The organism is Sphaerothrix gracilis Ecp01 (assembly GCF_030405905.1).
GTDB classification, from domain to species: domain Bacteria; phylum Cyanobacteriota; class Cyanobacteriia; order Phormidesmidales; family Phormidesmidaceae; genus Sphaerothrix; species Sphaerothrix gracilis.
This window is the reverse complement of record NZ_JASATW010000075.1, coordinates 1-3,711: the sequence shown is the minus strand read 5'-3', so window position 1 is coordinate 3,711 and position 3,711 is coordinate 1. Positions and strand designations below refer to the sequence as shown.

Here is a 3,711-nt window from a genome sequence, read left to right as displayed (position 1 = left end):
GATGAGGCGTTTTAACTACATAGGATTATCGCTGATGGCAATAGGCATCTCAATCGCCATTAGTTTACTTTCCTCTTCGAGCGTAAGAGGCCAGGGAGAGCAGTCAGTTCCTCCGGCTGTTGACGCCTGCATAGATAGCCGTTCTCCCTTTACCGCTGGCGGCGTTGAGCTAATTGCAACCGCGACAGTTGAAGACACTAACTACTACCTTATTTATACCTATGAATCGGCTCCCGGTTCTGAGCAGTATCCTATTGCCCTTTTAGTCTCATCGCAGACTGAAAATACTTGTCAGCGAGAGCTTTGGAATACACCACGAGACTTTCTTGAATATGCGAATTATGTTCCGCTCGATGCGGCTGTTAAGTTTCGAGAGATTGAGTATTCTATTCAGCTTGAGCGTATGAGCAGAGCAGAGTTCATCAACGCTTTTGACCTCTCATCTATAGACTTATTTCCTGAAGAAGCGCAAACATTACAACGCTTAAATGTTTTGGATGAAATTAGGAGTAGTCAGTAAATGAATATTGATGAAAAAAACAAAAAATATCAAGCTGAGGAAGACATTGAGCTGCCCGAATGGGCAGGAAAGCTAGTGAAGTTTTCTTACTTGGGCTTTGGCTTATTTCTGTTAGTATCGTCGCTATTTCTTTTAGGCTGCTCATCTGCTGGAGCTTCTGATGGCTTGAACTGGCAAAGTGCTACTTCAGTTATCTCGGAGGAAAAAGCTAAAGAAATTATTGCTGAGAACTCAGCCGAGTCAGCCAATAGAGACTCAATTTTAGAAACGATGCGGGTCTTTCAGTCTGATGAAGGCTTGTTGTTTGTTGACTTCAATTCGCCAGAATTGACGGGGCGCTTAGGTAGCTTGCATGTCATCTATGACAGTGAGGACAACCTGATTTTTGGTCGTTATCTACCTTCCAGATTACCTGAAGGAGTACCTACCCTTCAGCTTTCAGAACGTACTAGCGGCGGCTATCCTTGTCTGATTATTAATAGCGATCCGACTGAAACAGAAATCACTCAATACACGCTTTGCTATCAGGGCGCAGATTGGGTTGTTGTCGATGAAGCAGTTGTTAGTTACTAATGTCTAGAGCTGATATCCATTTGCCTAGTGCTTTAGCCGATCTCACGAACGTTCAGCGTGAGCGGCTACGGCAAGGTGTTGATACCTTGACTCAGCAAGGCGTTAGCCCTGGTGATGCTTGGCAGGTCGTATCGACCCGGCAGCGGCAGGCTGACTTGCCAACCTACGCGCCAATGGCTGACGAGCAGGAAACCTTAAATCGGGCTGCGCAGCAGCTAACAGGTCAGCAGTCAGGTATAGAGCAATCGCCTGCAATAGAGCTGTCCCCTCAGCTTTCCAGTACAGCGGCAGCTAACAGCGATAGCTCAGGTGATAGCGGTATCGAGCAGGTAGAGGAAGAGGTAGCCCAGCTAGAGCAGTCGGAAGACCAGCAGCCGGTAGAGTCAGCGATCGCTTTTTCAGAGCCACCTAAGCGAGAAGCAGAAGCCAGTGGTGAAGCATCAGATGAAACAGCGAGTCAGGATGATATGGCTCAGGACATTCTAGGCAATGCCCGTCGTTTCTTAGATACGGCGATCGCCGCTGGGGTTATCGATGAGAGTTTGGACGAAGTTCGAGCCGTCAACGAGCGCTACATTGCCAGCCGTAGTCGAGCTGGTGTGGTGACGGTGAAGAACCAGGAAAGTGAAGGAATTGCAGTTGGAGATGAGGCAGGTGTCAGCGAAGCCAGCGGCTTAACTGCCTCAGATCGAGAAGCCTGGAGTCAGTACAGCCAGGTGAGTGTTGAGCAGCTACAGCAGGAGCAACAGGAGCAGCGCCGCCAACAGCGGCCAGCTCCTGACCTAGAGCTGTAGTGAACTATCAAAAAAAGGAGAAAACCTCATGACTACGCAGCAGTTAGCGAGCCAATCTACCGTTCAAGCTAAGCCTCAAAAGAGCGGCAGGCTAAAGAACGGTGTTCGAGCCGGGTCTTTTGTGCGGATCTATAGGGAGCATGAAATGCGCTTTGCCAGAGTTCTGCATGTAGTGAGCAGACCCGGCATAGGGCCAAACGTGACGGTGCAGTATCTTGACGAGCTAGAGGGTGGGAATCAGGAAAAGGTTTTTGGCAATATTGTGCAGCCCGTGACACGGGGCTGGCTGGAAGACATGAAGGATCGCTTCGATGACATCAAGGACATCTTCGAGCCTTCAGTCAATGGGCCAGACAGCGCTCAAGCTGAGCCTGCTCAGAATAGCGGCAAGCTGAGGAACGGGGTGATTGTCGATTCTTTGGTACGTGTCTATGAAAATCATCAGATGCGCTTTGCCCGCGTTAAGAGAGTGGCTAAAATTCCAGTTCCGGCTAGGGCAAATGTGATGCTGCAATACCTTGATGGCGACCGCGAGGAAGATAAGGTTTTCGGCAGTATTGTACAGCCGATTACGCAAGGCTGGGTGGAGAATCTCAAGAGCCGCTTAGCCGAGCTAGAGTCACAGTTTCAGGCCCATAAAGCCACGCAGGCCAAAGCCGCGCATAACTGAATGATGCTGATGAGCCGCACTCAGGCCGAGTGCGGCATGACTTGACGTGTTGGGTTCAAGCAGATGGCAGAACAATCAAGCGGAGAACAAGCCCGCCAATATGGTCGGATGCTCAACCAGCTCAAAGAGCAATACACCGATGAGATGGGCGAAGGTGGCGATACTGACTTAGCAGAAGCGGCAGCCAAAATCCGGGCTGGAGAACAGATTTATGGCAACGAGCCGTCTGACGGTCAGAAAAAGCTCCTTTTCGCAGCCGATAAGCAGCGTGAGCAGGGGCAAGTTGAGGTGACTGCAGAAGCCGAGAGTTCGAGCCAACCCTCACCGGATGAGCCAGCCACGGTAACGACATCAGCCGATGAGCCTAGCTCTCCGGCTGATTCCGTAGCGCAATCAGTAGCGCAATCGACCGAGCGCTTCATGGATGCGGCCAAAGCAGCAGGCAAAACTCAGACGGTAGGTAGCACGGATGTCATCGAAGGCAACACCTACTCAGCGACTCAAGCGGGTGATGTACGGGTGCTCCAGAACCAGGAGACAGGCGGCTCTTTGGTTGCTCAGGCGGGTGATGTACTCAAGGCTAAGGGAATAACGTCTGCAGACCAAGAGCGGATGAATCAGTCTGCCGAAAAGATGGAAGAGATCGCTGTTCAGCAGCAGGAAAACCAGCGCCAACAATTGCAACAAAAGCAGGATGAGTCAGGGCTAGAGCTATGAAATTACTTATTCTAGAATCGCCTTCTAAACGCAAAACGATTCAGGGTTTTCTGGGCCGCGATTGGCGGGTAGAGGCGAGCTTCGGTCACATCACGGAGCTGGCGAACGATGGCGAAGATAATCTAGGCTTTGCCATCACCAGCAGAGGTGTAGAGCCGCGCTATGTGCCCAGAGGTAAGCGAGGCAAACAGGTACTCTCTAAGCTGCGCAAGCTGGCAAAACAGTCAGAGCAGGTGTGCATTGCCACTGACCCTGACCGAGAAGGTGAATCAATCGGTTGGCATCTGGCTCAGCAGCTCCACTTACCAGAGAGCAAGCTGCGCCGGGTACGCTACTCGGAGATATCGGAGAAAGCCGTCACCCAGGCGATCGCCAACGCTGCCCAGTCACTAGACCAGGATTTAGCCGATGCGGCTAGAGCTAGGCAGGTCTTAGAT

The 3,711-nt window shown here is 51.1% G+C and carries 6 protein-coding genes; all 6 read left to right on the top strand.

What is annotated here, in order from left to right; all coding sequences use genetic code 11:
- Positions 1–520 (top strand): hypothetical protein (locus tag QJQ48_RS27570; RefSeq protein ID WP_346294424.1); only part of this gene is annotated, 520 nt, incomplete at its 5' end.
- Positions 521–1,093, top strand: a complete 573-nt coding sequence (locus tag QJQ48_RS27565) for a hypothetical protein (RefSeq protein ID WP_346294423.1) — start codon at positions 521–523, stop codon at positions 1,091–1,093.
- Positions 1,093–1,887, top strand: coding sequence for a hypothetical protein (locus QJQ48_RS27560; RefSeq protein WP_346294422.1), 795 nt, complete (start codon positions 1,093–1,095; stop codon positions 1,885–1,887). Before QJQ48_RS27565 ends, QJQ48_RS27560 begins: the two co-directional genes overlap by 1 nt.
- A 28-nt stretch (positions 1,888–1,915) precedes the next feature.
- Positions 1,916–2,557 (top strand): hypothetical protein, encoded by a 642-nt coding sequence (locus QJQ48_RS27555; RefSeq protein WP_346294421.1) that lies wholly within the window; start codon positions 1,916–1,918, stop codon positions 2,555–2,557.
- A 63-nt stretch (positions 2,558–2,620) separates the two neighbouring features.
- Positions 2,621–3,274, top strand: coding sequence for a hypothetical protein (locus tag QJQ48_RS27550; protein WP_346294420.1), 654 nt, complete (start codon positions 2,621–2,623; stop codon positions 3,272–3,274).
- A partial coding sequence (locus QJQ48_RS27545) for a toprim domain-containing protein (protein WP_346294419.1) occupies positions 3,271–3,711 on the top strand: 441 nt, incomplete at its 3' end. The genes QJQ48_RS27550 and QJQ48_RS27545, both read left to right, overlap by 4 nt.

Bases quoted from the DNA above. Each gene is read 5' to 3' on its own strand.
- QJQ48_RS27565 (WP_346294423.1), top strand. From the start codon at position 521: ATGAATATTGATGAAAAAAACAAAAAATATCAAGCTGAGGAAGACATT.
- QJQ48_RS27560 (WP_346294422.1), top strand. From the start codon at position 1,093: ATGTCTAGAGCTGATATCCATTTGCCTAGTGCTTTAGCCGATCTCACG.
- QJQ48_RS27555 (WP_346294421.1), top strand. From the start codon at position 1,916: ATGACTACGCAGCAGTTAGCGAGCCAATCTACCGTTCAAGCTAAGCCT.
- QJQ48_RS27550 (WP_346294420.1), top strand. From the start codon at position 2,621: ATGGCAGAACAATCAAGCGGAGAACAAGCCCGCCAATATGGTCGGATG.